The 26,996-nt window shown below is 73.2% G+C and carries 24 protein-coding genes and 1 pseudogene; 11 read left to right on the top strand and 14 right to left on the bottom strand.

Annotated elements, in window-relative coordinates; translation table 11 throughout:
* Nucleotides 1-72: 72 nt before the first annotated feature.
* From QI554_RS42455 to QI554_RS42435, 5 genes and pseudogenes are all read right to left on the bottom strand, one after another.
* Entirely contained in the window at nt 73-678 is a 606-nt protein-coding gene (locus QI554_RS42455; RefSeq protein WP_281478540.1) for a hypothetical protein, read from the bottom strand.
* 130 nt (nt 679-808) lie between these two features.
* Nucleotides 809-2,464 (bottom strand): beta-N-acetylhexosaminidase, encoded by a 1,656-nt coding sequence (locus QI554_RS42450; RefSeq protein WP_281478538.1) that lies wholly within the window; start codon nt 2,462-2,464, stop codon nt 809-811.
* 4 nt (nt 2,465-2,468) lie between these two features.
* A complete protein-coding gene (locus QI554_RS42445; protein ID WP_281478536.1) occupies nt 2,469-3,314 on the bottom strand; it encodes a carbohydrate ABC transporter permease in 846 nt (281 codons plus the stop codon).
* A pseudogene (locus QI554_RS42440) lies at nt 3,314-4,207 on the bottom strand (carbohydrate ABC transporter permease); the annotation flags it as partial. The pseudogene QI554_RS42440 and the gene QI554_RS42445, both read right to left, overlap by 1 nt.
* 22 nt (nt 4,208-4,229) lie before the next feature.
* A complete protein-coding gene (locus tag QI554_RS42435) occupies nt 4,230-5,534 on the bottom strand; it encodes an extracellular solute-binding protein (RefSeq protein WP_281478534.1) in 1,305 nt (434 codons plus the stop codon).
* Between the two features lie 230 nt (nt 5,535-5,764).
* On the opposite strand from QI554_RS42435, the gene QI554_RS42430 reads away from it, so the two are divergent.
* The 8 genes from QI554_RS42430 to QI554_RS42395 all read left to right on the top strand — a co-directional run bounded on the left by QI554_RS42430 (nt 5,765) and on the right by QI554_RS42395 (nt 15,161).
* Nucleotides 5,765-7,312: an N-acyl-D-amino-acid deacylase family protein gene (locus tag QI554_RS42430; protein ID WP_281478532.1), complete on the top strand. Its 1,548-nt coding sequence runs from the start codon at nt 5,765-5,767 to the stop codon at nt 7,310-7,312.
* A gap of 12 nt (nt 7,313-7,324) precedes the next feature.
* Entirely contained in the window at nt 7,325-8,125 is an 801-nt protein-coding gene (locus tag QI554_RS42425) for an IclR family transcriptional regulator (RefSeq protein ID WP_281478530.1), read from the top strand.
* Nucleotides 8,122-9,456, top strand: coding sequence for an alanine racemase (locus QI554_RS42420; RefSeq protein ID WP_281478528.1), 1,335 nt, complete (start codon nt 8,122-8,124; stop codon nt 9,454-9,456). The genes QI554_RS42425 and QI554_RS42420 overlap by 4 nt, the downstream gene beginning before the upstream one ends.
* A gap of 13 nt (nt 9,457-9,469) precedes the next feature.
* Entirely contained in the window at nt 9,470-10,447 is a 978-nt protein-coding gene (locus tag QI554_RS42415; protein ID WP_281478526.1) for a sugar kinase, read from the top strand.
* 101 nt (nt 10,448-10,548) lie between these two features.
* On the top strand, nt 10,549-10,926 hold the full coding sequence (locus tag QI554_RS42410; protein ID WP_281478524.1) for a RidA family protein: 378 nt from the start codon (nt 10,549-10,551) through the stop codon (nt 10,924-10,926).
* Between the two features lie 197 nt (nt 10,927-11,123).
* Entirely contained in the window at nt 11,124-12,368 is a 1,245-nt protein-coding gene (locus QI554_RS42405) for a CaiB/BaiF CoA transferase family protein (RefSeq protein WP_281478522.1), read from the top strand.
* A 148-nt stretch (nt 12,369-12,516) separates the two neighbouring features.
* Nucleotides 12,517-13,965: an OB-fold domain-containing protein gene (locus tag QI554_RS42400; protein ID WP_281478520.1), complete on the top strand. Its 1,449-nt coding sequence runs from the start codon at nt 12,517-12,519 to the stop codon at nt 13,963-13,965.
* Nucleotides 13,966-13,967: 2 nt separating this feature from the next.
* Entirely contained in the window at nt 13,968-15,161 is a 1,194-nt protein-coding gene (locus QI554_RS42395; RefSeq protein WP_281478518.1) for an acetyl-CoA acetyltransferase, read from the top strand.
* Nucleotides 15,162-15,236: 75 nt separating this feature from the next.
* On the opposite strand, the gene QI554_RS42390 is transcribed toward QI554_RS42395, so the two are convergent.
* The 6 genes from QI554_RS42390 to QI554_RS42365 are packed head-to-tail and all read right to left on the bottom strand — an operon-like array spanning nt 15,237 to nt 22,497.
* The gene (locus QI554_RS42390) at nt 15,237-16,811 is read right to left on the bottom strand and encodes a hypothetical protein (RefSeq protein ID WP_281478516.1); all 1,575 of its coding nucleotides are present in this window, start codon (nt 16,809-16,811) and stop codon (nt 15,237-15,239) included.
* The gene (locus QI554_RS42385) at nt 16,804-18,192 is read right to left on the bottom strand and encodes a hypothetical protein (RefSeq protein WP_281478514.1); all 1,389 of its coding nucleotides are present in this window, start codon (nt 18,190-18,192) and stop codon (nt 16,804-16,806) included. Before QI554_RS42385 ends, QI554_RS42390 begins: the two co-directional genes overlap by 8 nt.
* Entirely contained in the window at nt 18,189-20,138 is a 1,950-nt protein-coding gene (locus QI554_RS42380) for a hypothetical protein (RefSeq protein WP_281478512.1), read from the bottom strand. The genes QI554_RS42385 and QI554_RS42380 overlap by 4 nt, the downstream gene beginning before the upstream one ends.
* Before the next feature lie 3 nt (nt 20,139-20,141).
* Nucleotides 20,142-21,104 (bottom strand): AAA family ATPase, encoded by a 963-nt coding sequence (locus QI554_RS42375; RefSeq protein WP_281478510.1) that lies wholly within the window; start codon nt 21,102-21,104, stop codon nt 20,142-20,144.
* Nucleotides 21,101-22,075 (bottom strand): hypothetical protein, encoded by a 975-nt coding sequence (locus QI554_RS42370; RefSeq protein WP_281478508.1) that lies wholly within the window; start codon nt 22,073-22,075, stop codon nt 21,101-21,103. The genes QI554_RS42375 and QI554_RS42370 overlap by 4 nt, the downstream gene beginning before the upstream one ends.
* Entirely contained in the window at nt 22,072-22,497 is a 426-nt protein-coding gene (locus tag QI554_RS42365) for a hypothetical protein (RefSeq protein WP_281478506.1), read from the bottom strand. The genes QI554_RS42370 and QI554_RS42365 overlap by 4 nt, the downstream gene beginning before the upstream one ends.
* 204 nt (nt 22,498-22,701) lie before the next feature.
* Between QI554_RS42365 and QI554_RS42360 the strand changes: the two genes are divergently transcribed.
* Complete coding sequence (locus QI554_RS42360) at nt 22,702-23,157, top strand: MarR family winged helix-turn-helix transcriptional regulator (RefSeq protein WP_281478504.1); 456 nt, start codon at nt 22,702-22,704, stop codon at nt 23,155-23,157.
* A gap of 31 nt (nt 23,158-23,188) precedes the next feature.
* Here the strand turns inward: QI554_RS42360 and QI554_RS42355 are convergent, their stop codons facing one another.
* Complete coding sequence (locus tag QI554_RS42355) at nt 23,189-24,568, bottom strand: cryptochrome/photolyase family protein (RefSeq protein ID WP_281478502.1); 1,380 nt, start codon at nt 24,566-24,568, stop codon at nt 23,189-23,191.
* A 166-nt stretch (nt 24,569-24,734) separates the two neighbouring features.
* Entirely contained in the window at nt 24,735-25,181 is a 447-nt protein-coding gene (locus QI554_RS42350; RefSeq protein WP_281478500.1) for an LppU/SCO3897 family protein, read from the bottom strand.
* A gap of 502 nt (nt 25,182-25,683) precedes the next feature.
* On the opposite strand from QI554_RS42350, the gene QI554_RS42345 reads away from it, so the two are divergent.
* Nucleotides 25,684-26,097: a hypothetical protein gene (locus QI554_RS42345; RefSeq protein WP_281478498.1), complete on the top strand. Its 414-nt coding sequence runs from the start codon at nt 25,684-25,686 to the stop codon at nt 26,095-26,097.
* A 260-nt stretch (nt 26,098-26,357) separates the two neighbouring features.
* On the opposite strand, the gene QI554_RS42340 is transcribed toward QI554_RS42345, so the two are convergent.
* Nucleotides 26,358-26,540 carry a hypothetical protein gene (locus QI554_RS42340; protein ID WP_281478496.1) on the bottom strand — a complete coding sequence of 61 codons (183 nt, stop codon included), beginning with the start codon at nt 26,538-26,540 and terminating at the stop codon, nt 26,358-26,360.
* 62 nt (nt 26,541-26,602) lie between these two features.
* On the opposite strand from QI554_RS42340, the gene QI554_RS42335 reads away from it, so the two are divergent.
* Nucleotides 26,603-26,935 (top strand): DUF6401 family natural product biosynthesis protein, encoded by a 333-nt coding sequence (locus QI554_RS42335; RefSeq protein WP_281478494.1) that lies wholly within the window; start codon nt 26,603-26,605, stop codon nt 26,933-26,935.
* Nucleotides 26,936-26,996 lie beyond the last annotated feature (61 nt).

Here is a 26,996-nt window from a genome sequence, read left to right as displayed (position 1 = left end):
GGCCGGTCTCCCCGAGACCGGCCGCCCGGTGCCGCGTACGACGGAGTCCCGAATCACCGTCGTACGCCCTCGTCAGCGGCTGCCCGGGCGGTTCCGCCCGTTTCGCCGCAGAAGTCGTGTCCCGACGTACAGCGCACCCAGGGCGACGGCGATCCCCGCGCCGGCCTGCCCGAGGTTCATGCCCGCGGCCGCCGCACCGGTTCCGGTGTCGGCGCCGCCCCCCGGGACGGTCCCGCCGCCGGTCGTGCCGCCCGGCGGGCAGGACACCTTGAAGACCTTGTGCTTGCCCGCGCCCTTCTCGCCCTCGAAGGTCCACTCCAGCTTGTACTGCCCGTCGGGCAGAGACAGCGTGCCGGTGTGGCCGTCGCCGTTGGCGTCCAGCGTGATGCTGCCGGAGAGGTGGGCGGAGCCCTTCTGGTCGGGCTGCGGGTCGATGTTGTAGGTGACCTCCTGCAGACCGTCGAAGTTGAAGGCGTCCAGGTAGAACTGACAGACCTTCGGCTCGTCCTTCGGGTTGTCGACGGCGGTGGTCGTGGAATGGATCTTGACGTCGCCGTTGTCGCCGGGGGCGGCCGCGGCGCTGCCGGGCACGCCGAGGACCGCGATGCCCGCGGCGGCCAGGGACGCCACGAGGGCGAGCCCCGCGCGGATCCGGGAGGGTGCCGAGAGGGTGGTCACGATGCGACTCCGAAGTGATCGTCCGACAGCCTGCCCGTCGGATAGACCGACTATCCGCCGGTTCGCACGTGGTTTCGGATCATGACGCGGCGACGCGCGGGAACTCCACCCGTATGGCCCAAGCGCCTGCTCATCCCTCCCGCAGCCGCGCCGTCATCTCCAGCAACTCCGCCTCTCGGTCGGCGCGTTGCCGCGGGTGCCCGGGCGCGTCGGGGCGGGTCTGCCACGGGTGCGGCCCGGCGAGCGGCCGGTACTCGACACCCAGGGCGTCCAGGCGCGGCAGGTGGTCGCGGGCCAGCCGGTCCGTGAACTCGTCGGTGTCGCGCGGGCCGGGTGTCCACAGGGCCTCGGCGAACGCGGCGAGGCGCGGGAAGGCGGCGTAGTCGACGGCGCGCGCCGAGTCCAACTGCTCGCTCCACAGCGCCGCTTGGCCGCCGAGGACGTGCGCGGCCTCGGCGGCGGTGAGGCCGTCGGGGACCGGCTCGAACCGGTGGACGTCCTCGACCCGGACGAGCGTGCCGATCGGAATCGGCTCGTCGGGGCCGTCGGCCTGCCGGTAGTCCAGGTACACGGAGGTGTCCGGGCAGGCGACGACGTCGAAGCCCCGGCGGGCGGCCGCGCGCACGCCGTGCTCGCCGCGCCAGCCGCCGATCAGCGCTCCGTCGGGCGCGCCGTCCTCGAGAACCTCGTCCCAGCCGAACAGCACGCGGCCGTGCCCGGCGAGCAGTTCGGCGAGCCGGGCGGTGAACCAGCGTTGCAGGCCGTCGGTGTCCGGCAGGCCGAGTTCGGCGGCTCGGGCGGCGGCCGCGGGGTCGGCGCGCCACGGGCCGCGCGGGACCTCGTCGCCGCCGACGCACACGTACCGGGACGGGAAGACCGCGCAGACCTCGGCGAGGACGTCGCGGCAGAACGCGAGCGCCTCGTCGGTGACCGTGAGCACGGCGTCGGAGATCCCCCAGCCGGTGCGCACCCCGGACGGCGGCTCCCCGGCGGCGAGTTCGGGGTACGCGGCGAGGACGGCCTGCGCGTGCCCGGGCAGGTCGACCTCGGGCACCACGGTGATGTGCCGGTCGGCGGCGTACGCGACGATCTCGCGCAGGTCGTCGCGCGTGTAGTAGCCGCCGTGCGGGCGGCCGTCGAAGCGCGGTGTGTGCCGGGTGCCGACCATGCTCTCCGCGCGCCACGCGCCGACCTCGACGAGTCTCGGCCACCCGGGGACCTCGAAGCGCCAGCCCTGGTCGTCGGTGAGGTGCAGGTGGAGGACGTTGAGATGGTGCTGCGCCATGAGGTCGAGGAAGCGCAGCACGTCGGCCTTGGGCAGGAAGTGGCGGACGACGTCGAGGAGGACGCCGCGCCACGCGTAGCGGGGCTCGTCGTCGACGGCCACGTGCGGGACGTCCCACGGCGCGCTGTCGATCCGCGCCCGGCGCAGCGCCGAGGGCGGCAGGAGCTGCCGCAGCGTCTGGAGGCCGCGGAACACGCCGCCTCCCGGGCCGCCGGCCACGGTGATCTCGCCGCCGACGCGCAGCCGGTAGCCCTCGTCGGGCAGGTCGGGGTCGACCGTCAGCTGGATCACGCCGGGCCGCGGGTCGTCGGTGAGCGGCAGGGGCAGGCCGGTCGCGGCGCGCAGCCACGCGATCTCGGTGTCGAGGTCGCCGTGGACGACGCAGAGCCGGGTCGCGGCGTCGAGGCGGAAGGCGCCCGCGTCCCGCCATTCCAGGCGGCGCGGCAGGGGGACGGGCAGGCGGCGTCGCGCCTCGGTGTCGTCGAGCGTCGTTCGGTTCACGGGGTCAGTCCTTCACCGCGCCGCCGAGGCCGGAAACCATGTGCCGCTGGACGAGGACGAAGAAGACCAGCACGGGGACGGTCATCAGGGTGGAGGCGGCCATGATGCCGCCCCAGTCGTTCTCGTCCGGTTTGAAGAACACCATGAGCGCGGACGGCAGAGTCTGGGTGTCCGGGTCGAGCAGGAAGGTCTTGGCGAAGACGAAGTCGTTCCACGCCGTGATGAACGAGAACACGCTGGTGGCGGCGAGGCCGGGCGCGACGAGCGGGAAGAGGATGCGCCACAGGATCGTGAACCGGTTGGCGCCGTCCAGCCGCGCGGCCTCCTCGAGGGTGTCGGGGACCGCGGCGACGAAGCCGCGGAGCATCCAGATCGCGAACGGCAGCGAGAACGCGAGGTGGACGAGCATCAGCGAGCCGAGCGTGCTGAGCCCGATCTGCGGCACTGCGGTGCCCATGTCGCGGACCAGGAAGAACAGCGGGATGGTGAGCGCCTCGACGGGGACCATCTGGGCGACGAGGAACATCACCAGGATCGTGGTGCGGAACCTGAAGTGGAACCGGGTCAGCGCGACCGCAGCGAGGAACGCGATGCCCGCCGAGAGCACGACGACCACGCTGGCGACGAGCAGGCTGTTGAGGAAGTAGCCGCCGAAGCCGTTGACGCCGAGCGCGTCGCGGAAGTTGCCGAGCGTGGGCGCCCACGTCCACGGGCGCGGGTGCGCCGAGTTGATCTCGTCGTCCGGCTTGAACGCGGACAGCACCATCCAGTAGAGCGGGAACGCGACCACCGCCGCGGCCAGGACGGCGACGGTGTTGGCGACGAGGCGGCCGACCCGCCGGTCGTGCATCAAAGTCCCTCCCCGGTGCGGCGCAGGGCGCGGATGTAGAAGGCGGTGACGACCACCAGGAGGAGCGTCATGACGACGCCGATGGCCGCGCCGAGGCTGTAGTCCTCGGCGGAGAACGCCTGTTGGTAGGCGTACACGTTCAGGGTCAGGTTCTGTCCGGCGATGCCTCCGCCGGCGGTCATCACGTAGACCTGGGTGAAGACCTTGAAGTCCCAGATGACCGACTGGATGACCACGATGGTCAGGACCGGGCGCAGCATCGGCAGCATGACGCGGCGGAAGGTCGCCCAGGTGCCGGCGCCGTCGAGGCGGGCGGCTTCGAGGACGGAGGTGGGGATGGCCTGGATCCCGGCGTACAACGTGATCATGACGAACGGGAAGGAGTGCCACACGACGACCGCGCCGACCAGGGCGAAGGCGGGCCACTTGTCGTACATCCAGTTGTGGCCGTCCATCCCGAGCACGTCGTTGACGAGGCCGAGGTTGGTGTCGAAGAGGAACATCCACACCGTGGCGCCGGTCATCGCGGGGGCGGCCCAGGCACCGAGCGCGGAGAACATCAGGATGAGCCGCGGCCACTTGCCGACGCGCGTGAGCAGCACGGCGAACGCGGCGCCCACGGCGAGGGTGGCGACGACGCAGCCCGCCGCGAAGACGACGGTCTGGGTGAGCACGTCCCAGAACTTCGGGTCGTCGAACAGCTTGGTGTAGTTGTCGAATCCGACGAAGCGGATGGCGGCGCCCGCGGAGGCCTGCGGCTGGCGGTACTCGAGGAAGGACAGCAGGCCGAGCTGGTAGAGCGGGTAGCCGAACAGCGGGATCAGGACGACCGCGGCCGGCAGCAGCAGGACCAGCGGTACGGGGAGTCGGCGGCGGCCGCGCGGGGGCCTCGGTGGCTGTGGTCACGGGCGGCCGCTACTTCCCGCTGAACGCCGCGTTCATCGCGGTCGCGGCTTCCGAGGTGGCGCCGGCGACGTCGGCCTTGCCGGTGATGACCTTCTGGAGCATGGTCGGCACCACGGTCTGCGCGTCGATCTTGGCCCAGGCGGCGTCCTTGGGGACGAACCGGGTGCCGGCGTCGAGGGTCTGCATGAACGGCTTGAGGAACGCGTCCTTGGCGACCACGTCGGCGCGGGCCGACGCGAGCGTGGGCAGGTTGCCCATCGCGTCGAACATCTGGAGCTGGTACTTCTTGCCGGCCAGCAGCTTGATGAAGTCGACGGCGAGCGAGCGGTGCGGCGAGGACTTCATGACGCCGAGGTCGTTGCCGCCGGAGAACGCGGGGGCGATCGAGCCGGGGGCGGTGCCGGGCAGCGGCACGACGCCGTACTTGTCCTTGACCGCGCCGGCCTCGACGGCGCTGCGCGAGGAGTTCGGCAGGATCGCCATGCCAGCCTTGCCCGCCGCGAACGCCTCGACGGTCTTGCCGCCGGTCATGTCGACGCACTGCTCGGCCGGGCAGATGTCCTTGGTGAACAGGTCGGTGTACGCCTTGACGCCGGCCTGCGCCTGCGGCGAGCCGACCGCGGCCGTGTAGGCCTGGCCCTGCTGCGTCGCCAGGTCGCCGCCCGCGGCCCACACGAACGGGAGCGCGCCGAAGGTGTACTTGCCGCCGACGGCTATGCCGAACAGGTCGGGCTTGGCGGCGCGCACCTTCGTGGCGGCCTCGACGAGCTCCGCGTAGGAGGTGGGCGGCTTGATGCCGAGCTCCGTGAACACGTCGGTGCGGTAGTAGAGGGAGCGGATCCCGAGCCACCACGGCATGCCGTACTGGACGCCGTTGACGAGGGCGGTGTCCTTGAGGTCCTTGGGCAGGTCCCCGGCCTCGGACCAGCCTGCGAGGTCGGCGCCGATGTCGGCGAGACCGCCCGCGGCGACGTACCCGAACAGGTCGGTGTTGCCGAACTCGACGACGTCGGGGGCGCTGTTGGGGTCGTTGAACGCGCCCTTCATCTTCTCGGCGCGCGGCCCGGCGTCCGTGGGGATGTAGCTGACCTCGACGGTGACGCCGGGGTGCTGCGCCTTGAACTCCGCGACCGCCGCGTCGACGACCTTGGTCTTGGGCTCGGGCTTGGCCTCGTTGTAGAGCCACACCTTGACCGTGCCGGTCTGCTCGTCCTTCTTCGGTTCGGACTTGGCGGCGGTGCCCGGCGCGCACGCGGAGGCGGCGGCGAGTACCGCGCCGCTCACGGCGAGCAGGGCCCATCTGCGGATCTTCACGACATTCCTCCTAAGCCCCCGACTGAGTTCCGAGCGCCCGCCGACGGTCCGGTGCGGCGTGATGCGGGACGTTAGGGAGGCGCTTCACACGGCGGCAATATCCCGCGGCGAAGGTTGTGCACTGCAAAACTCGGTGCTGCGAAACTGGCACGTGCGGCGAGCTTGGCCGTAACGTCCCTGGTCACCACCCCCTGGGTGGACGATGGTCTAGACCGATCGGGAGGAAGTGCGTGTTCGACGTACTGCTGAAAGGCGGCTGGGTGCTGGACGGCACCGGCGCGCCCGCCTTCCGCGCGGACGTCGCCGTCGACCACGGGCGCGTCGCGGCCGTCGGCGCACTTCCCGGCGCCCAGGCCGCGCACGAGATCGACGCGACCGGCCGCTACGTCGCGCCCGGCTTCATCGACGCGCACGTCCACGGCGACGCCCTCGTACTGGACCCCGACGTGCAGCTCGCCGCGCTGCGCCAGGGCGTGACCACCTTCGTGCTCGGCCAGGACGGGCTGTCCTTCGCGCCCGCCACCCCCGCCGCGCTCGCCTACGTCACGCGCTACTTCGCCGCCGTCAACGGCACCCACCCCGGACTCGGCGAGGGACCCGTCGGCGTCGCCGACCTGCTGGCCACCTACTCCGGCACCACCCGGCTCAACACCGCCTACCTCGTGCCGCACGGCACCGTGCGGCACAGCGTGCTGGGCGCCACCGCGCGGCCCGCCGACGAGGCCGACCTGCGGGCGATGGCCGACCTGGTCGAGCGGTCCCTCGACGAGGGCGCGTGCGGCGTCTCCACCGGCCTGGAGTACGTGCCGGGCCGCTACGCCGACACCGCCGAACTCGCCGCGCTCACCCGCGTCGCGGCGCGCCGCGGCCTGCCGCACGTGTCGCACATGCGCGGCTACGAGGCCGCCGCCTCCGGCGCGATGACCGAACTGCTCGCGGTCGCCCGCGCGTCCGGCGTCCCGACCCACGTGTCGCACTACCACGGGCCCGCCGACGAACTCATCGCGCTCGTCGACGACGCCCGCCGCGACGGCGTCGACCTGACCTTCGACGCGTACCCGTACCTGCGCGGGTGCAGCATCCTCGCGATGGTCGCCCTGCCGCGCGACCTGGACGACCCCGACCCCGACCGCACGCTGGACACGCTCGCCGACCCCCGGGTGCGCGCCCGCATCGCCGCCGAGACCGACCCCGCGCTGTGGCCGCGCATCACCCTCGCGCACGTCCCCGCCGAGGACTTCGCGTGGGCCGAGGGCATGCGCCTTGTCGAGGCCGCCCGCGCGGTCGGCGCCAGCCCCGCCGCGTTCTGCGCCGAACTCCTGATCGCCACCGGGCTCCAGGCCGGCGCGGTATTCGACCAGCCGCCCACCAACTCCGACGCGTCCGTGCGCGCCCTGCTGCGGCACCCCGCGCACATCGGCGGCTCCGACGGCATCTACATCGGCGGCAGCCCGCACCCGCGCGGCTGGGGCGCGTTCGCCCGGCTGCTCGCGCGGCACGTCGTCGAACTCGGCGACTGGACGTGGGAGCAGGCCGCCGTGCACCTGGCCGCGCATCCGGCACGCCGCTTCGGGCTCACCGACCGCGGCCTCGTGCGCCCCGGAACGGCCGCCGACCTCGCGGTCATCGACCCCGCGAAGATCGCCGACCGCGCCGACTACGGCGCCGCCCGCCGCCCCGCCGACGGCGTCGACGACGTCCTCGTCGCGGGCGTTCCGGTGCTGGCCGCGGGGCGGCTCACCGGCCACACCCCCGGCCGACCGCTGCGACCCAGGTAAGGCGGCACCACCATGAGCACGACGACCCCCGCCGCCGGCCCGGCCGAGCGCAACCAGTCCGCGTCCCTGCGCCGCGCGCTCCAGGTCCTGGAGTACGTGCGCGACCACGCGCGCGCCACGCCCGGCCTCACGCTCACCCAAGTGGCCGACGGGCTCGGCCTGTCCAAGAGCACCGTGCTGCGCCTGGCCACCCCGCTCGTGGACAGCCAGCTGCTCGCCCGCGACCGCGAGTCCGGGCACTTCCGGCTCGGGCCCGGCGCGCTCGCGCTGGGGCAGGCCTACCTCGCCGGGCTCGACCTGCGGACCGTCGCGTCCGACGACGCGCACCGCCTCATGCGGGAGTTCGGCGGCACCGTGCACCTGTGCGTGCCCGACGCGCCGCACGTCGTCTACATCGACAAGGTCGAGAACGAGACGCAGGTGCGCATGGCCTCGCGCATCGGCTCCCGCGCGCCCATGTACTGCACGGCGGTCGGCAAGGCGATGCTCGCCTGGCTGCCCGAGGAGGTCGTGGCGCAGGTCGTCGCCGCCGGGCTGCCCGCCGTCACCGCACGTACGCTGACCGAACCCGACGCGCTGCGCGGCGAGCTGGCGCGCATCCGCAGCCGGGGCTATTCCGTGGACGACCGCGAGAACGAACCGGAGGTACGCTGCGTGGCGGCGCCGATCTTCGACCACGACAACCAGGTGACCGGCGCGATGTCGGTCTCCGGACTCACCTCGCGCGTCACCGCCGCGCGGGTCCGCGAACTCGGCCCGGCGGTCGCCGCGGCCGCGCAGCGCATCTCCCGGACCCTGGGGGCGACCCGATGAGTACCGTGCCCGGCGGCGCACCGCGCCAGGAACGCACCGACGTCGCGGGCGGACTCGCGCCCGAACCGCCGCGCTACGCACCGGGCATCGCGCCCGGCACACCCGACCCGGGCGGGCGTGCGGCCGACACGTACACCGCGCTCGACAAGGGGCTGTGGCTCACCGCGGAGGACGTCCCCGAGAGCGTCCTCGCGTCCGGCGAACTCGGCCTGTTCGACGGCCCGTTCACCTATCCGGTGATGGTGGCGCGCAAGTCCGCGCTGGACGCGAACATCGCCACCATGGCCGAGTACACGCGCCGCCACGGCGTGCTGTTCGCCCCGCACGGCAAGACCACCATGGCGCCCAAGCTCTTCGCGGCGCAGCTGGCCGCCGGGGCGTGGGGCATCACCGTGGCCACCGCCAACCAGGCACTGGCCGTACGGCGGTTCGGGGTGCGGCGCGTGCTGCTGGCCAACGAACTGCTGGACGGGCGCGCGCTCCGCTGGGCCGCCGAACAGACCCGCGACGGCTGGGAGTTCCTGTTCTACGTCGACTCCCCCGAGGGCGTCGCCGAAGCCGCACGCGCGGCCGCGGCGGTCCCGGGCGGACGGCTGTCCGTCCTGGTCGAGCTCGGCCGGCCCGGCGGACGCACCGGCTGCCGCTCGCACGACGCGGCCGTCGCCGTCGCCCGCGCGGTCGCCGAGGCGGACGGCCTGGACCTGGCGGGCGTCGCCGGCTACGAGGGCGGCCTGCCGGACACCGACGCGGTCACCGCGTGGATGCGCGAACTGGTCGCGTTCGGCGACGCCGTCGCCGACCTCGTCCCCGCATCCGTCGGCCCGCCGGTCGTGTCGGCCGGCGGCAGCTCGTGGTTCGACGCCGTCGTCGACGTGCTCGGCGGGCTCCCCGGCCGGCGCGTCCTGCTGCGCAGCGGCGCCTACGTCTCGCACGACGACGGCTACTACCTGCGCTCGACGCCGTTCAACCGGCACCCGGACGAAGGCGGCCTGGCGGGCGCGCTGGAGGTGTGGGCGCAGGTGCTGTCCGCGCCCGAGCCGGGCCTCGCGGTGCTCGGCGCGGGCCGCCGCGACGTCCCGTTCGACCTGGGCCTGCCCGTGCCCGCCGACGTCCGCGGCACGGACGGGGCGCTGCGCCCGGCCGGTGACGCGGTGGTGGTCAAGCTCGACGACCAGCACGCCTACGTCGAGACCCACGGCGCGCGGCTCGTGCCCGGCGAGACCGTGCGGCTGCTGGTCTCCCACCCGTGCACCGCGTTCGACAAGTGGCGGGTGGTCCCCGTGGTGGACGACGACCACCGCGTCGTGGACCTGCTGCGCACCTACTTCTGATCGGGACGGGGACGTGAACAACACGCACGCCGGCGCGGCGCAGGTCGTCACGCTCGGCGAGACGATGGTCCTGCTGTGCACGCCGCACATAGGACCGCTGCGGCACGCGCGCAGCCTGGACGTCGCGGTCGGCGGCGCGGAGTCGAACCTCGCGGTCGGTCTCACCCGGCTGGGCGTGCCGACCGCGTGGGTCGGCCGGGTCGGCGACGACGAGTTCGGCCGACTGGTCACCGCGGTGCTCGCGGGCGAGGGCGTCGACATCACCGGAGCGGTCGTCGACCCCGGCGCGTCGACCGGGCTGATGGTCAAGGCGCGCCGCACGAGCACCGCGACGCAGGTCCACTACTACCGCGCGGGCAGCGCGGGGTCCCGGCTGGCGGTCGGCGACCTGCCGGGCGAGGCTATCCGCGGCTGCCGGCTGCTGCACGTCACCGGGATAACCCCGGCGCTGTCGGCGTCGGCGCGCGACGCGGTCGACGCGGCGGTGGCCATGTCCGGCGGCCTGGTGTCGCTCGACCTCAACTACCGGGCGGCCCTGTGGCCGCCGGAGGAGGCCGCGCCCGTGCTGCGCGGCCTGGTCGCACGGGCCGACGTCGTGTTCGCGACCGAGGAGGAGGCGCGCCTGGTGCTGGGCCCCGGGCACACCGCCACCCCGCCGCACGCCCTCGCGCACGCGCTGGCCGCGCTCGGCCCGGCGCAGGTGCTGCTCAAGCGCGGCGCGCGCGGCGCCGTCGCGGTGGTCGGCGGCGTCGCGTACGACGCCCCGGTGCACCGGGTGGCCGCCGTCGACCCGGTCGGCGCGGGCGACGCGTTCGCGGCCGGCTACCTCGCGGAGCTGCTGGCGGGGGCGGACGTGCCGGCCCGGCTGGCGACCGCGGCCGCCGCGGGCGCTTTCGCGGTGACCGTGCCCGGCGACTGGGAGGGCCTCCCGCGCCGCCCCGAGCTGGAGCTGCTGCACCGGGTCGACGCGGAGGAGGCGGTGCTGCGCTGACCCGGCGAGGCTTTCCCGTCCGTCCCGCGCGGCGCGCCTCGCACTCCCCTCCCCCGTTTCCGTCCGTCCCCCGTCCGTCCCCCCTCTCGGAGAGCGACACCATGACCCGCAAGGAACTCCGCAGCCCCGACGCCCCGCCGCCCGGCGGCTCGTACTCGCAGGCGCTCGACCTCGGCGACTTCGTCTACACCGCCGGGATGGCGCCGTTCGACGCGTCCGGCGCGCTGGTCGGCGACGACGTCGCGGCGCAGACCCACCAGGTGCTCAGGAACCTCGGGGCGGTGCTCGCCGAGGCCGGGCTGGACTTCAGCCACGTCGTGAAGGTGACGACGCACCTGCAGCACCTGCAGCGCGACTTCAAGGCGTACGACGAGGTCTACCGGGAGTACTTCCCGCAGCCGTACCCGGTGCGCACGACGGTCGGCTCGGACCTGAACAACTTCCTGGTCGAGATCGACGTGGTGGCCAAGCGGCCCTGACACACCCCGAAATCCGCAGGTCACGGCCCGGGCGCGGGGCGGCGGAGGTGCCGTCCGTCACGCCCGGGCCCCCTGCTGATCTGACTCTCCGTCAGCTATGGTGGCAAGGCAGGGTGGAAACCCCTGGCCGGGGTGGGGGATGCCCAGGTCAGGCGGGTCATCCGGCCGGAACGGGTACCACCATGGACGGAGACACAATGCGCGTCGGAGAGGTCGCGGGCGACGGCCTTCAGCGATTCGGCAAGCCCCTGGACGGGATCCGGGTGCTCGCCATCGAGCAGATGCAGGCGCTCCCCTACGCCACGCAGATGCTCGCACGGCTCGGGGCCGACGTCATCAAGGTCGAGTCGCCGGGCGTCGGCGACTCCGGGCGCGGCTCGCTGCCCGCGATGACCGACCCCGACGGCCGCAAGGTCGGCATCACCTTCCTGCGCAACAACCTCGGCAAGCGCAGCATCACCGTCGACCTCAAGAACCCCGACGGTCTGAAGATCGTGCGGGAGCTCGCGAAGAAGGCCGACATCGTCTGCGAGAACTTCAAGGCCGGGGTCGCCGGTCGCCTCGGGCTCGGCTACGAGGACATCGCGGAGATCAACCCGCGCGCCGTCTACCTGTCGGTGTCCGGCTTCGGCAACACCACCGAGACCCCCTACGCCGGCTGGCCGGCGTACGCGCCGGTCGCCGAGGGCATGGCCGGCCTGTACGAGTTCAAGCGCACCCCCGGCATCGCGCCGACGGTCTCGCCGCTCGGCGCGCTCGGCGACACCGGCTCGGCGCTGTTCGCGATCATCGGCGTGCTCGCCGCGCTGCGGCACCGCGACCAGACCGGCGTGGGCCAGTACGTCGACATCTCCATGTACGACGCGATGGTCGCGCTCAACGACGCCGGCCTCAGCTACTGGTCCATGGGCATGAAGGACCCCGGCCTCGCGCCGCTGATCAACCACTCCTTCAAGGCCTTCGACGGCTACCTGATCATCCAGTGCGGCCGCCCGCACATGTTCAAGGGCCTCGCCGAGCTGATCGGCCACCCCGAGTGGGTCGACGACCCGCGGCTGGCCGGCCCGCAGGACTGGTTCAACCACGTCGAGGACGTCATCCGGCCCGGCATCGAGGCGTGGGCCGCCGACAAGACCCGCCTCGAGGCGTGCGCCGCGCTGAGCGCGGTGGGCGTGGCGTCCGGCCCGGTGTACAACCCCGGCGACGTCATCGAGGACGAGCACATCAAGAACCGCAACATGGTCGTCGAGATGGAGCGCACCGACGGCCACCCCGACCCGGTGCTCGCACCGGGCAACCCGGTCAAGCTCTCCAAGATGGCCGAGGGCCCCGAGACCCGGGTCCCGTGGCTGGGCGAGCACACGGCCGCCATCCTGCGCGACGAACTGGGCCTGTCGGACGAGGAGATCGCCCGCCTCGCCGAGAACGGGGCGACCGGCTGACGCCGCCCGCACCCGGGTTCGGCCCGAGCAAGCGGACCCACCCGACCCACCCGACCTACTGGACAGCGACGACTCGCCGCACGGCGAGCGCCGACGAGCGGAAGCGACGGTACTGACCACGATGACGACACCGAACCAGGGAGGGGCCGTGCGCGGCATCCTGGGCTACGGCGCCTACCTGCCGTACCGGCGGCTCGACCGCAAGGGCATCGCCCCGGTCGCGGGCACCGGCGGCGGGCGCGGTACCCGTACCGTCGCCTCGTTCGACGAGGACACCACGACCCTCGGCGTCGAGGCCGCCCGGTACGCGCTGCGCGCCACCCCGGGCGCCGCGCCGCGCGCGCTGCTCTTCGCGACGGTGACGCCCGCGTACGCGGACCGCACCAACGCCACCGCGATCCACGCCGCGCTGCGCCTCGACGCGGGCGTGCCCGCGATCGACGCGACCGGCTCGGTGCGCTCGGCGGCCGGTGTGCTGCGGCTCGCCCTCGAGGGCGGCTCGACCGCGCTGGTGATCGGCTCGGACATCCGCGGCGGGCTGCCGGGCTCCGGCGACGAGGCGGCCGGCGGCGACGGCGCGTCCGCGCTGCTGGTCGGCGGCGCGGGCGACGGCGCGCTCGTCGCCGAGTACCTGGGCGGCGCGTCGGCGACCGCCGAGTTCGTCGACCGCTGGCGCGCGCCGGGCGAGACCCGGTCGAAGCTGTGGGAGGACAAGTTCGGCGAGAACCAGTACCTCGCCGCCGGACGCCAGGCCTGGACCGACGCCCTCAAGTCGACCGGCCTGACCGCCGACCAGGTCGACCACGCCGTGGTCACCGGCCTGCACGCGCGCGCCGTGGCCGGCCTCGGCCGCAAGCTGGGCGTGCGCGAGGGGGTGCTCGCGGACGACCTCGCCGCGACCGTGGGCACCACCGGCGCGGCGCACCCGGGTGTGCTGCTGGCCTCCGTCCTCGACACCCTCGCGGGGACGGACGCCGCCGCCGGCAAGGTCGTCGCCGTCGTCGTGCTGTCGGACGGCGCCGAGGTGTTCCTGTTCCGCACCACCGAGGCGCTCGGCTCGTACACGCCGGTCCGGCCGGTCGCCGAGCAGGTCGCGGGCGGTGCGCCGATCGCGTACGGCAAGTTCCTGGCCTGGCGCGGCACGCTCCAGGTCGAGCCGCCGCGCCGGCCCGAGCCGGCGCGTACCTCGTCGTCCGCCGCGGTGCGGTCGACGGACTGGAAGTTCGGCCTCGTCGGCTCGCAGGACCGCTCCTCCGGCGCGGTGCACCTGCCGCCCGCGCGCGTCTCGATGCGCGGTGGCACGGTGGACGACATGGACGCGATCCCGATGGCGGACGCGCTCGGCACGGTCAAGACCTTCACGATCGACCGGATGGCCTACTCGCCGTCCCCGCCGGTGGTGTTCGCGGTCGTCGACTTCGACGGTGGGGGCCGCCTGCCGATCGAGCTGACCGACATGGACGCCGACCAGGTCGCGATCGGCGACCGCGTCGAGCTGACGTTCCGCCGCATCGGCACCGCCGACGGCATCCACAACTACTTCTGGAAGGCGCGTCCCGTCCGGACCGCCGCCGCCGCGACCGAGACGGAGGCCTGAGCATGGGATCCCACGGCATCAAGGACCGCGTCGCGATCGTCGGCATGGGCTGCACGCCCTTCGTCGAGGCGTGGGACAAGGGCGCCGACGACCTCCTGATCGACGCCGCGCAGGAGACGTTCGCGTCGGCCGGCATCGCGAAGGACGACGTCGACGCGTTCTGGCTGGGCACAGCGCAGACCGGCATGAGCGGCATGGTGCTGTCCAAGCCGCTGCAGATCCAGAACAAGCCCGTCACGCGCGTCGAGAACATGTGCGCGACCGGCTCGGAGGCGCTGCGGCAGGCCGCGTACGCGGTCGCGTCGGGCGCCTACGACGTCGCCATGGCGATCGGCGTCGAGAAGGTCAAGGACGGCGGCTACCAGGGCCTGAACGCCTTCCCGGTCCCCGGCGACGGCACCGCGCGCACGCTCACCGCGGCGGCGATGTTCTCGATGGTGGCGCCCGCGTACGGCCACAAGTACGGCGTCTCCGAGGAGGAGATGCGGGCGGTCCTGTCCCACATCGCCTCGAAGAACCACTACAACGGCGCCCGCAACCCGCGCGCGCAGTTCCGCAAGGAGATCGCGCCCGAGAAGATCTCGGCGATGCCGAAGCTGGCCGGCCAGCTGGGCGTGTTCGACTGCGCGGGCGTCGCGGACGGTGCCGCGGCGGCCATCGTGGTGCGGGCCGAGGACGCGTACAAGTACACCGACAGGCCGCTGTTCATCAAGGCGCTGTCGATGGTCGCGGGCAACGGCTCGGGCGTCATCGACCCCGAGTACGACTACACCACCTTCTGGGAGATCGCGGCCTGCGCGAAGGACGCCTACGCCCAGGCCGGCGTCACCGACCCGCGCAACGAGATCGCCATGGCCGAGGTGCACGACTGCTTCACCCCGACCGAACTGGTCCTCATGGAGGACCTCCAGTTCGCCGACCGCGGCACCGCCTGGAAGGAGGTCCTCGCGGGGGCCTTCAACCTCGACGGCCGCCTCCCGGTCAACCCCGACGGCGGCCTCAAGTCCTTCGGCCACCCCGTCGGCGCCTCCGGCCTCCGCATGATGTTCGAGGCCTGGCTCCAACTCCGCGGCGACGCCCCGGAGAACCGCCGCATCCCGGCCACGGACCGCAAGCTCGCCCTGACCCACAACCTGGGCGGCTACCCGGGCGAGATGGTCTCCTTCATCTCCATCCTGGGCAACGAACTGGGCTGACCCGCGCCGAACTCCGCGGGGCCGGGACGACACACCGTCCCGGCCCCGCCGTGTCCGACCGGCCCACGGACGCCATCAGCGGCCGACGACGCCGACGAGGCCGACATTCGCCGCGTCGACGCCGGGGTACCCGTCGAGGTCGGGGTCCGGATGGCGTCCCAGCGCGAGCACTTTGACGTCACGTCCGCCGGACGCCTCGCCCAGCCGGTCCAGCATCGCGCGCCAATGCGTGCCGCGCGCCTCCACGTCGTCCAGAACGACCAGTATCGGGACCGTGGCCTCGGCAAGGTGCCGCAGTCGGGCGGGCGGCGCGGCGGCGTCCAACCACACCGCGGCGTAGCCGTCGGCTCGGAGTCTGCGGGCCACTTCGGCGGCGATCCGTGTCTTCCCGGTCCGGCCGGGGCCGTGCAGGAGGCGCGCGGCGGTGCCTTCTGCCGTCCACCACGGTTCGAGCGCGTCCAGAGCGGCAAGCAGGACGTGATCCGGCGGTTCCTCCCACGAATCCGGCTCGCCGGCGGGGCGCTGCGGCGGGCCCGCGGTGCCCGGCAGCTCCAGCGGCTCCGCGAGCGGCGCCGCGGCCGCCCCGGACTCCGTGAGCGCGGCGAGGAAGTCGGCGTCCTGGCACAGCCATTGTGCGGGCAGGACGTCGAGGAACACTCGATGCGGGGGCCGCATCCGCGTGCCCACCACGACTCCCGTAAGCAACTCACCGCAGAACAACGGGACTCCGCCCATGCCCTTCCATCTGTCGTCCCGCGTCACGTGCAGCGGCCACGGCCAGTTCGTCGCGCATGCCTGCCAGTAGCCGTCGGCGGGCTGCGGCTGGTCGCGGATCTCGGCGTCCAGCATCTGCGCCCAGGAGTCCTGCATCGCCATGATGCGGCAGCCGATCGGTCCGGACCTGGAGATCCGCCGCCCCCAGCGCACCGGCGCGACGTCGGAGGCGATGCCCGGCGCGCGGACGAGAGCCACGTCGCCGACGCTGTCCGCGCCGTCCCACACCACGCGCCCCGGGCCCTCGGCCTTGTCCACACGACTGACCACCTGGACCCCGCGGCTGCCGCGCACCGCGGTCGACGTGGTCAGCACCAGATCGGGCGCGATGAGGCAACCCCAGTACGCCTGGTCCGCACGGCGCGAGGAAACGCCGATGACCTGCACGGTACGGCGGTACCAACGGCGACCCCGGCCCCGCGCGGGCGCGGCGGGGTCCAGCCGCGGCAGCGATCGCGGGCCTCGATGGTCCGGCACCTTGATTCGGTCGTCGGCCGTGTCGTCGATCGGGGGGACCACCTGAACCGGCAACGCGTCCGTGCGGAACGGCAACCCGCCCGCGGTAAGCAGCGTCAGCCGCAGCTCGCAGGGCGCGTCGACGGAGGGCGCGCCCAGCGCTTCGGCAACGAACCGGGCGGGCTGGTAGGTACCCCCGAAGCGGTGCACGACAAGCGTGGTCTCCCCCACCGACCGTACGGACAGGCCGGGCCTGCCGTCGAGCACGCAGCCGATCTCGTACTCCTCCGCGTCGTACGGCCATGCTTCGCACGTGGATTCGTGCCGCACGTCGACGGTGACCAGGTAGGGCTTGCCGACCTCCGCGGTGCGCGGCCAGCTGACCACGGGGGCCAGCGAGACGCCGGTGTCGTCAGGCATCCCGGCTCCCTTTGTCCGGCCGTGCGATCCGCAGTGTCGTGTGCAGGTGCCCGTAATAGGTGTACATGAAGGCCACCAACAAGGCCTTGTAGGCCGTGTCGGAGGCGCCGTCCCCTTGAAGCCTCGCCGTCTTCCTACGTCGATGCTCCATGAGTCGGCGGGGCACGTCCACCCCTCCGGGCTGCCGCGCGGCCTCCTGGATCAGCTGCACGGCGAACCCGTGCGAGCTCGCGACCGGGATGTCCGCGACGGTGGCCACGACCGCGCTGGCCTCGCGGAGGAGGAAGGTGAACGCGAAGCTGTCCGGCGGGTCGCCGATCTGACGAGCCGATCCACACGCGCTGAGCAGCACGACCGAGCCGTTCGCCGCGAGCCCTGCCATGTCCTTCGCGGAGAACTTGACCAAGGACATACCGCCGAGCGCTACGGTGTTCGTGCCCACGTCGTAGGTGCCGTGGCAGCGGATCAGGACGAACGCCAGCAGGTCGTCGACCGTGCGCAGGCGGTCGACGAGGTCGTCCATCGACACCGCACGGGAGCGGACTTCGTATGCCGTGAACGGGTCGTCGCGGCGGGGCGGACCCTGCGGGCCGAGCGCGTCGTACACCAGCATGCCGCCGTCCGCCGTACGCCGGCCGTCGATGTACCGGCCCAGCCCGGCATCGTCGAGCCCGGGCAACCGCACGACCGGGAGGCACGCGCCGAGATAGCGACCGGTCTGCGCAGCGGGCGATCCGCTTCCGTGGTCGGCGCAGTACAGCTCCCACGGGATCTCGAACGTCGTCGTGTCCATGATGATCAGGCGTGGCCCGGCGGCCTTCGCCGAGTCGGATTCCCGGGCCTCTTCCGCGGCCGTGACCGCGTCGCCCGCGCGGTCCGCGGCGGCGTGCGCGCGCTCCGCCGTGGCGACCCGTTGCTCGGTGTGCTCCCCCTCGCTGATGAGCGGGCACAGCCAAGTGCCGAGTGTGGTCAGCTTCTTCCACTTGTACACGAGGTCGTCGTGGGCATCGCTCCACGTGCCCGGCGCGAGCGATCCCTCCCCGCGATAGGCCGTGTCGGCTACTTCGGCGAAGGTCTTGAAGGCGTTCCTGCGCTGCGCGCGCAGATCCAAAGCGTCCAGCACGCTGAACTGCTTCCCGTAGCGGTGGAAGTGCAGCGCGAACCGTTCGTCCGTCCCGGTACCCGTGGGTTCTACGCGCAGCATCGCTACATTATCGGGCAAAGCACCTTTAAGCGTTGCCGACTTGGGGGGCAGCCCGCGCGGCGGGCCGACGTCGGTGACGGTGCCTTCCGGCAGCGGAACCGACTCGGCGGGCGCCACCTCGACGGCGTCGTCACCGTCGACGAGACGCAGCGCGCCGCCCGGCCGGGACGGCGTCATGACGCACGCCCCGTCGTGGCGCCAGGGCCCCGACGCACCACGGTCAGCCGGGCACCCATGGCGTCCGCGAGTTCGCCGGGCAGTGTCGGGCATCCGACGACCTCCGGCGCCACGACGACGCCGGACACGTGCTTGAACGAGCGCAGTACGGCGGCGGTCACGAGCGCGTCCTCGACGCCTTCCCGACCGATCGGGTCGGGGAACCGGCGACGCAGACTCGCTCCCAACGGAACGTTGCCGCGGCCGTCGGTGACGACGACCAGCCGCACGTGGCCGCTGCCGGTGCGCAGGTGGCGCAGGAAGCGGCGGGTCTCGTGCACGGCCACGTCGAGCGCGTGTGCCAGCGGTGTCGCGGTCCCGGACGCCGGGCGGCGGTCCAGCGCGTAACCGACATGCGGGTCGGCGATCGAATCGGCCCGGAACCGCTCGGCGCCGAGCGCCGCCAGGCCCGCGCGGTGGCCGAGTTCGACGACCACCACCTCGGCGCCCACCTCGTGGGCCCAGCGCAGATGGCGCCGCAGCGCGGGAAGCCAGTCCCAGTCGCCGCGGCACGAATGGTCGAGGACCAGCACCAACGCGGCGGACGCCCTCCCGCGCTTGCGGTACTGCCGCAGATCGGCCGGGCTCAGCACGAGGCGGCCCGGGCCGGCCTTCGGCCCCTGGCGCACGCGCTGGAATTTCGCGGCCTCCAAGAGCGTGGGCACCACGGCGATGTCGTGGATGTCGCGGCACGGCTCGACGCCGACAGCACGGCCGCGCCGGTCGCGGCGCGCCGAACACGGTCCCTCGGGAACCAGGGTGCGCCGCGGCGCGAGAATCTCCGGGTCGTCCTCGATGTAGAGCGACACGGCGGCAGTCACATCGAATCGGCCCGGGGTGGCCGGAAGTTCGGCGGGCTGCTGCACGTGTACGTCGATCAGGTCGGCCGGCGGGGCCGGCTCCGGGGCGGTCGCGCCGCGTTCCGCCCCGCCGGGCACCACGGGCTGGACAACGACCTCGGGTGGTCTCGCGCGCCGGCCCTTCGGGCGTTTCGCGGCCGCGCGGGGGGCCAAGGTGATGTCGAGCAGCCCGGCCGCCTCCTCGACGTGCGCCGACGCGACCTCGGAGGCGCCGGCCTCGGCCGCGACGGCACGGGCGATGCGTGCCAGCGCGAGGTCGCGGCGCGGGCCGGGGCTACCGGGGACACGGTGGACGACATCCAGCACCGCGGCGTCCGACATCGAGGGCAGCCGTCCAGGCTGTGGCGCCACGGGCAGCGGCGGCACCAGACGGCCGAGCTCGGCGTCGGACAGGTCCTCGAACGGGTCGAGTCCGCCGACGTCCCGCCGCCAGTCCGAGGCATCGATCCGGATCGGGAAACGGTCCGTCAAGTGGGGCGACAGCGTCGAGGCGTCGGCCTTGCGCACCCCGGCCAGCCAGACGGCACGCGGCCGCCAGCGCTGGCTCTGCCCGGCGGTCTCGGCGCTCGCGACTGTGGCGCCCACCATGGTGACGGCGGCGCGCAGCACGGCGGCGGAAGCGTGCGCGAGGTCGGGAACGACGATCACCGACGGCGGCTCGGCAGGGTCTTCGACGAGCAGCCCCGGGCGTTGCCGGAAACCCTTCGGCGTGATCCCCATGCGCAGCCACAGGTGCTCCTCACGGGTCCAGGCACCGAGGGTGACGACACCCGTGCCGGTACGCCGGTGACCGCCCACGGCGTCGTCCGCCCCCGGGTCGCCCTGCGTCGCGATGCCCGACGGCGCGGGCGCGCCAGGGATGTTCCCCTGGTCCTCGCGCCCGGGCAGGCTCTCGGCGAGCCGGGCCGCGAGGCGTTCGGCGACCATGTCGAGCAGCAGTCCGTCGACGTCGAGCAACAGCACACCGCCGACGCGCGGCTCGGCGGCCACGTACGCGATCAGCCGCAGCGCACGCTGCAGGGGCCGCTCCTCCTCCGGGGTCCCCATCGGTCAGTCCTCGGGCGGTGGGAGCACCGCGTCGATCTTCTTCTCGTCCTCCTCGGTCCAGTCGGGCATGCTGCCGGTCTCCGCGAGTCCGCGGCGGTGTGCGAGCGCGAGTTTGGCGATGTCACGCACGTGGCCGGGAACCACCTGCGGCTCAGCCTCGATCGCTGCGACGGCGCGCGCCGCGCGCGCCAGGACGAGTGCGCCCCGGTGCCCCTCGGCGTTGAACACCTGCGCCAGCTGGGCGCACATCTCCAGGATGTCGTCATCGAGACGCACCTCGGCGAGCAGGTCGCGGGCCGCGTCGAGGCTGCGCTTGACCAGGGCGTTGCGCGCCCGCGCGTCGTTGACGAACGCGGAGTGGGGGTCGTCCAGTTCGGCTTCGTAACGGAGCACGTTGCGGAGTACCTCGACGCGCTCGTCCATCCCCGCGTCCGGAGTCGCCTCACCGGACGCGGTCGACCGCACGCCCGCCACCAGGCCGAAGCGGTCGAGCAGTTGCGGCCGCAGCCCGCCCTCGTCGGGGTTCATCGTGCCGACCAGCGTGAACTTCACGGCGACCCGCTCCGACCGGGCCTCGCGCTGGATCTCGACGTGTCCGGTGGCCACGGCGTCCAGCATGATGTTGACGAGGTGGTCGTCGAGGAGGTTGACCTCGTCGACGTAGAGCAGCCCGGACGGGGAATTCGACGCCTCGACCAGCAGGCCGTCCTTCTCCTCGGTCTTCCCCTTCATCAGCTGGTCGATCTGCCAACCGCCGATCACGCGGTCCTCGGTGGCGCCCAGCGGCAGTTCGACGGGCAGCGTGTCGGTCACCATGTCCGTGAAGGCCCGCACCATGGTGGTCTTGGCGGTGCCGCGCGGGCCCACCGCCAGTACACCGCCGACGGCGCGGTTCACGTACGCCACCCGCAGCGCGGTGTCGAGCTCGCGCTGACCGACGATCAGCGAGTAGGGCAGGACGCTCATGGCTGACCTCCGGTCGGATCCGCGCCGGTGTAGCGGAAGTCGTCTGGGAGCGGCACCCCTTGGCGCCACAGGTCGCACAGCCGCCGATTCCACGTCCGCTCGGCCGCGACGGACGCCTGACGCGGCACGCCGAGGGCCTGGAGCATGTCGAAGCGGTGCAGGTCGAACGCGACGTGGATGCTCTGGCCGTATGCGCGGGCCATATGCACCGCGCCGTGGTAAGCGGCCACGGCCAGTACCGCGGGGACGAGCGCGAGAAGCAGCCACCATTCAGTGCGGATGAGCAGCACCACGGTGGCCACCGTGGTCACGGCCATCGTGACCGCCATGCGGGCGGCGGCGTCCAGTCGGTCGCGCTGGTCGTCGACGACGGCACGCACAGCGTCGCCGAGGACCGGGTACAGACGTGGCCAGGCGACGACCGCGTCGAGGCCGTACCAGCTGCCCGCGGTGTCCTCGGCGGCGGTCAGGGCGTTCCCGAGCGCGGTCGCGCGGACGAGGTGGTCGGGCAGCGGGTACCTGCGTCGGAGTTCCGCGCCCGCGTGCCCAGCGGCCTGCACTTCGGCGTCGGTGGGCGGGGCGGCTCCGGGCGCGGGCAGTTCCGCGGCGTCCACCAAGGGTCGCCGTCGCGCGATCTGCCGGTTCCGGGCCCACTCAGTGGCGCGTCGGCTCGGCCAGTCGCCTTCCAGGAGCCGCACCATGGCCAACTGCAGAGGCTGGGACACCACCGCGATGAGGGTCACCGCGAGAGCGATCGCCAGCACCTCACCGACGCCGAGCTGGGCGGCCGTTTCCCAGGCGTCCGTGAAATGCAGCCCGCCGCGAACGGGTGGCCGCCAGGCGCGGGCCCCCGCCCATGCCAGCGTGAGCAGGAACAGCAGCGCGGCATATGTGGGGAGATAGCCGACGAGGAAAACGCGTCTCCCCGCGCCGAGCGCGGATGGCGGCTGCAGCGCGCCGTCGAGTTTCACCGCACCAGCTCCATCACACCGTGGTCGGGGCAGAGAGGCAGACAGCGCTCGTCGTAGTAGGAGCGCAGGACGCGTGCGTGGCAGTCCGGACAGGAGAATTCGATCACTCGGAACCGGGTGGAGCGGCCGGGGAGTTCGGCGCCGTCGCCGACGGCTGTCTCCGCGCCGCCGCTCCCGGCCAGCCCCTCGGCGACGGCGAGCGAGCGACGGGTGACCGGACCGACGTCATGGGTCTTGTCGAGGCGCAGCATGACGGCCGCAAGGCTCGGATCGGCCGAAAGGCGCTCCTGGACGAGGCCGCCGACCTCAATCGCCTCGTCCTCGGCGGAGATGTCCACGCACACATCGCACGGCCTGTCCCACAGGTCGTCGATCAGGCTGCCGAGTCGTTCGCGCACATCGGTCACTGGTTCGTCGGCCAACGCGCCCCCTCGTCCCCCGCGCACGCGCACGCGCGGCGCACAACAGCGCGTCGGAGGCGTGCGGGTGATCCCCGCCTCATGCTAGGGCGCGGGCTGCCCGCTGGTTGGGGAAATCCCGAACTTCTGTGCTGTGTCCCGACGGTCGCGATCACGGTGATCCATGGCCCTTTACTTGAAGTTGACTTCAACTCCTAGTCTCTGGCCATGACGATCACGGAGTACTCCGACACAGCCCTCGCCGCGCAGCCGATCGGCTACTGGTCCGGCGTCGCGCACAAGGCGGTCATCACGCATCTGCGCGCCACGCTCGCCAAGGAGCAGCTGGGGCAGCCGCATTGGTGGACGCTCAATCACGTCGACGGGTCCCCCGGCGCGTGGACGCCCGAGGACCTCGCGCGGCGGCTCCAACCGTTCGCCGATCCGGGGGTCGCCTTCGAGCCGGTGTTCGCCGAACTCGTGGCGCGCGGGTGGCTGGTCGAACGGGGTGGGGTGCTCGATCTGACGTCGGCCGGGGAGACCGGGCTCGCGCGGACGCGTGAGCGGATGGCGCGGGCGACGGCGCGGATACACGACGGGGTCGACGACGCGGACTTCGTGGTGACGATGCGGGTGCTGCGGCGGATGATCCACAACGTGGGAGGCGACAGCGACCTGCCGTGAAGGCGGGGTGGGGAGCGCCCGGGCCGACCCTTCAGTCGGCCGCGCGGCTCTGGTCGCGGACCCGGGCGTAGCGGGCGAGGGCCTCGGCGCGTTCCTCGGCGTGGTCGACGACCGGGGGCGGGTAGCCCGCGGGGGTGCCGCCGGGGAGTTTCCAGGGTTCGTGGACGGCCGCGCCCGGGACGCCGCGGAGTTCGGGGACGTAGCGGCGGACGTAGTCGCCGTCCGGGTCGAACTTGCGGCCCTGGGCGACCGGGTTGAAGATCCGGAAGTACGGCGCGGCGTCGGTGCCGCAGCCCGCGACCCACTGCCAGCCGTGGCTGTTGGACGCCAGGTCGCCGTCGGCCAGGCGGCTCATGAAGTGCGCGGCGCCGCGCGTCCATTCCTGGTGGAGGTCCTTCACGAGGAAGGACGCCACGACCATGCGTACGCGGTTGTGCATCCAGCCCTCGGCCAGCAGCTGGCGCATGCCCGCGTCGACGAACGGGAAGCCGGTGCGCCCGGCGCGCCAAGCGTCGAAGAGCCCGTCGGCGTCGTCGCCCGTGTCGTGGTCCATGCGCGCGAACTCCGGGCGCAGGTAGGAGCGGGCGCTCTCGGGGTGGTGCCACAGAACGTCGGCGTAGAACTCGCGCCAGCACAGTTCGGAGCGGAACGCCTGGGCGGACGCACCCGCCTCGTGGAGGAGGGTGCGCGGGTGCAGTTCGCCGAAGCGCAGGTGCACCGACAGGCGCGAGGTGCCGGGCAGGTCGGCGCGGTCGCGCAGTTCGGCGTACTTGGCGAGGCCTCCGTCGCGGTACGCGGACCAGTGCGCGTACGCGGCCTCCTCGCCCGCGAGCGGCAGGTAGCGCGGCGCGGCCGGCTCGTCGGGCAGCGGATCCCCGGGCGCGGTAAGCCAGTCCACGCCCTCGGGCTCCGGCAGCGGCGCCCGCCAGCCGTGGTCGGTCCAGGCGCGCAGGAACGGTGTGAAGACGCGGTAGGGGCTGCCGTCCCGCTTCGCGACCCGGCCGGGTGCGACGGCGTACGGCGAGCCGGTACGCACCAGCCGTGCCCCGGCGGGTGCGAGCGCCTCCTCGACCTCCGCGTCCCGCTCGCGGCCGTACGGCCCGAAGTCCGCCGCCGCGTGCACCTCGTCGGCCCCGACCTCGGCGGCCAGGCGCGCGATCTCCTGGGCGGGTGCTCCGTGCCGTAGGACCAGCGCCCCGCCGCGCTCCCGCAACGCGTCGTCGAGCGCACGCAGCGACCGCACCAGATAGGCCTGACGCGCGTTCCCCGCGGGCCGCCACAACGCCGGATCGACGACGAACACCGGCAGCACGGTGGCGGGTTCACCGTCGAACACGCCTGCGGCCGCGTGCAGCGCGGGATTGTCGCCGAGCCGCAAGTCACGGCGAAACCACAGGAGTCGGACAGCCATGCGCCCACCGTATGCCCCGGCGCACAACCGGTGCCGCGACACGCGCACGCACGCCGGGTGAACCGCGTGGCGGCGACGGGGATGCGGGCGCCCACCGGGTCGCCCGGCACCACCAGACGCGCCCGGCGGGTGACCCCCGTGGGCCACCCGCCGGGCGGTCTTCTCCCTATCCCCCGGTCTTCGCCCCCGGGTGGTTCTGGCCGGTCGCGGCCAGCAGCTTCTGCTTCAGGGCGTCGAAGTCCGCGCGGTTGAAGCCCCAGGGCTGGGTCCCGACGTTGTCGAAGTCCTCGTACGTCGTGTTCGGCGTCATCGTGAGGCACAGCGTCTTGCCGTCGCCGTCACGCCACTCGAAGCCGGCCTGGTAGCCCTTGTCCGCGGCCAGGTTCCGGCAGGGGGCGCCCTCGGCCGTGGGCGGGAGGACCGCCGTGATCATCCAACGGGCCTGCGCGGAGGCGCAGTCCACGGTCGCGGGGCGCTGCGCCTCGGGGAGGAAGCCCCCGAACGGCGCGAGACACGTGCCGGCCTGGCCGGAGCCGGCATCGACGGAACCGCTGTCGCCGACGAGGAGGTACACGGGGTACGCCGCCGCGCCGGCGATCAGGAGCGCGGCCACGGGAATCCAGAAGCCCAGCCCACGGGACCGGCGGGCGGCGCGGTGGGCGTGGCCCGGCGGATCGCCGTCCTGGGACGCGCCGAGGCGCGCCCTGGGTTCCGGCGCCACGAGTGGGCCAGGTCGTTCGTCGGTTCTGCCACTGTGCGGGTTCGACATGCGCGGTCTCCGGTGCCGGGGGCTTCGGAAGTGCGGCGGAAATACGGGGGTTGTGCGGGTCTGCGTGCATCCTGCGGACGTACGCGGACACGCGCTCTTTAAGCGCGTCTTAATACGCGGTAGCCACGCACCCTATCCATGCGGACCCTCGGAACGGAATGGTCCAGACCATATTGGTATGGACCTCGTATTCGACCCGGTCCCGGCGTGCGCCTCAGGTCTGACCCCGCCCTGGTCCTCCGGACCCAAGCGACACACCCCAGGACCACCCCGCAAGCGGACGCGCGCCGCGCCGCCGAGTCGGGATCATGAACCACGCAGTCCCCACCCCACGGAAGGAACACGCATGTTCAAGGCCGGCCTGGTCGTCGCCGCGACCGCAGCCGCGGTCGTCGGGATCGGCGCGATGGTGGGGGTGCCGATGGCCAACGAGTGGTCCGGCCGCCACGAGCAGGAGTCGTCCTATCCGACGGGCGAGGCCGCGAAGGCCGCCCACGCGTCGGTGCCGAGCTGGCTGCCCGACGGCGCGACGAAGGTCCGCTACAAGACGACGACCACGGGCGACGACCGACTGCTCGCGGCCCGGCTGCCCGGCGGCGCGCTCCCCGCCGACTGCGTCCCCGCGCCGCCGACGCACCACAGGCCCAAGCTGCACGCGGGCTGGTTCCCGAAGGGCTCGCGGCACAAGGCGACGGTCAAGTGCGGCGCCTACACCGGCTTCACGCAGGGCGGCACGCTCTACGCCTGGGCGGCGCGATGACACGTGTCACTGGACGCCGGCGCGAACCGGCCCGCCGAGGCCCGGCCTGGACGCGCCGGCGCCAGGGCGGCCGCCCCGCACCCCCGTGGCGGGCCGATCACGCAGGAGAACAATAGAACAGGTTCTAGGGCCAGGGAAACCGAGCGGTTCCGACCGTCCGGAGTGCGCGGAACCCGCCCCTCGCCCTGCCCGCAGGCCGGCCGGAACACGGCGGCGCACCCGGCGCCGCACACCCGGCCGGGCCCGCCCCGGATCCCCCGCTAGCCGTTCCACTCCTCGTCCTTGCGGTCCTCGTCGCGGGTCCGCTCGGCGGCGAGGTCCAGGGCGCGCGCCGCGGTCCGCTCGTCCGGGAACGGGCCGAGCCGGTCGGTCGCGCGGCAGCCCGGGCCGTGCTCGACGGTGCTGTGCTTGAGGCAGTAGTACCAGGCGTCGTCGTCGCTCATGCCCCGATGCTTGCAGTCCCGTTTTGCGGTATTTGTACGACACGCCGGGTTACCGTGGTGCGATGGACATATATCCGGAAGGCGGCGCCGCCGGCTGCCCGTTGGCCGGCTTGGTGTCCGCGTACACGGCACGGCTGACCGCGTGTGCGGCAGAGCCGGGGCTGACCGCCGCGCTCGACCAGCACGCCGCCGCGGTGTGCGACGCGCTCGCGCCGCCCTCCCCCGGGCTCGAGCCGCGCACCGCGCCGCGCGAGCTGCTCGCCGACTACGTGCTGGGCTTCACCGACGGCCTCCGCAAGGCGGACTGGCGCGCGCCGGACGGCCACGACTTCGCCGCACTGCGGCTGACCGCCGTCTGCCGGCTGGTCCGCGAGCACGGCCTGCTCGACACCTGACGAGCGACGAGGCGGCCGGGGGCCGCGGGCGACTGCCGCCCGCGGCCCCCGGCCGTGCACC

It is taken from the genome of Yinghuangia seranimata (genome assembly GCF_029953285.1).
In the GTDB taxonomy this organism is placed as follows: Bacteria; Actinomycetota; Actinomycetes; order Streptomycetales; family Streptomycetaceae; genus Yinghuangia; species Yinghuangia seranimata.
Note: the sequence above shows the minus strand (reverse complement) of the source record. Positions and strands in the feature narration are given on the sequence as shown.

What these genes read in the sequence shown, in the direction of transcription:
- QI554_RS42410 (WP_281478524.1), top strand. Translation starts at nt 10,549, where the DNA reads ATGACCCGCAAGGAACTCCGCAGCCCCGACGCCCCGCCGCCCGGCGGC.
- QI554_RS42340 (WP_281478496.1), bottom strand. Translation starts at nt 26,540, where the DNA reads ATGAGCGACGACGACGCCTGGTACTACTGCCTCAAGCACAGCACCGTC.
- QI554_RS42395 (WP_281478518.1), top strand. Translation starts at nt 13,968, where the DNA reads ATGGGATCCCACGGCATCAAGGACCGCGTCGCGATCGTCGGCATGGGC.
- QI554_RS42385 (WP_281478514.1), bottom strand. Translation starts at nt 18,192, where the DNA reads ATGACGCCGTCCCGGCCGGGCGGCGCGCTGCGTCTCGTCGACGGTGAC.
- QI554_RS42445 (WP_281478536.1), bottom strand. Translation starts at nt 3,314, where the DNA reads ATGCACGACCGGCGGGTCGGCCGCCTCGTCGCCAACACCGTCGCCGTC.
- QI554_RS42375 (WP_281478510.1), bottom strand. Translation starts at nt 21,104, where the DNA reads ATGAGCGTCCTGCCCTACTCGCTGATCGTCGGTCAGCGCGAGCTCGAC.
- QI554_RS42355 (WP_281478502.1), bottom strand. Translation starts at nt 24,568, where the DNA reads ATGGCTGTCCGACTCCTGTGGTTTCGCCGTGACTTGCGGCTCGGCGAC.
- QI554_RS42345 (WP_281478498.1), top strand. Translation starts at nt 25,684, where the DNA reads ATGTTCAAGGCCGGCCTGGTCGTCGCCGCGACCGCAGCCGCGGTCGTC.
- QI554_RS42390 (WP_281478516.1), bottom strand. Translation starts at nt 16,811, where the DNA reads ATGCCTGACGACACCGGCGTCTCGCTGGCCCCCGTGGTCAGCTGGCCG.
- QI554_RS42420 (WP_281478528.1), top strand. Translation starts at nt 8,122, where the DNA reads ATGAGTACCGTGCCCGGCGGCGCACCGCGCCAGGAACGCACCGACGTC.
- QI554_RS42405 (WP_281478522.1), top strand. Translation starts at nt 11,124, where the DNA reads ATGCGCGTCGGAGAGGTCGCGGGCGACGGCCTTCAGCGATTCGGCAAG.
- QI554_RS42380 (WP_281478512.1), bottom strand. Translation starts at nt 20,138, where the DNA reads ATGGGGACCCCGGAGGAGGAGCGGCCCCTGCAGCGTGCGCTGCGGCTG.
- QI554_RS42360 (WP_281478504.1), top strand. Translation starts at nt 22,702, where the DNA reads ATGACGATCACGGAGTACTCCGACACAGCCCTCGCCGCGCAGCCGATC.
- QI554_RS42425 (WP_281478530.1), top strand. Translation starts at nt 7,325, where the DNA reads ATGAGCACGACGACCCCCGCCGCCGGCCCGGCCGAGCGCAACCAGTCC.
- QI554_RS42335 (WP_281478494.1), top strand. Translation starts at nt 26,603, where the DNA reads ATGGACATATATCCGGAAGGCGGCGCCGCCGGCTGCCCGTTGGCCGGC.